Raw genomic sequence first — 533 nt, forward strand, 5'->3', positions numbered from 1 at the left:
GTGTTTGCAACGTTTCCAGCCGCATCTTCTTGTGATGCATCAAAAAGTTCGCACTCTATTTTTGTGGTGTAACCACCCGTTTTATCAAGTTTGTGTTTAACGCTTTTGATGCGCCATTCTGCCGGTATATAAGGGCGGAAAGGGGGCTCTTGAACAAGCTTTGCTTCTGCTTGCACAAAGGGATCACCACCGATATCACATGAGAAAGAAGACTTACCGCGTGATGATTTATTGCGATAAGCAGCAATGGCCGCAACAGCCTCTGATTGGTTATGGTAGGTGTATTTGAGTTCATGGAACGGCGGATTACCAACTTTGACTTCTTTTTTTTCACCACTGCGGATATCATGATAAGTTGCGAGAACACCGCCTTTTTTCTCTTTGTCTTCTTCTTCTTTCTCAGGTGTTGTTTCTGCTTTTTCCGATTCAGATGATGATGGTGCTGCTCGATCACTGTCATCCATATGGATAAAGTTTTCATCATCATCAATCTCTTCTGGTTCTCGTGCATCAGCCGCGGCTTTTTGGTCGTC

At 44.1% G+C, this 533-nt stretch carries 1 pseudogene; it reads right to left on the bottom strand.

Going from position 1 to position 533, the window contains the following annotated elements:
- A pseudogene (locus ACFINL_RS09925) lies at window positions 1-533 on the bottom strand (late control protein); the annotation flags it as partial.

Origin of the sequence: Bartonella sp. AA78NXGY, from assembly GCF_042197005.1 — a bacterium.
In the GTDB taxonomy this organism is placed as follows: domain Bacteria; phylum Pseudomonadota; class Alphaproteobacteria; order Rhizobiales; family Rhizobiaceae; genus Bartonella.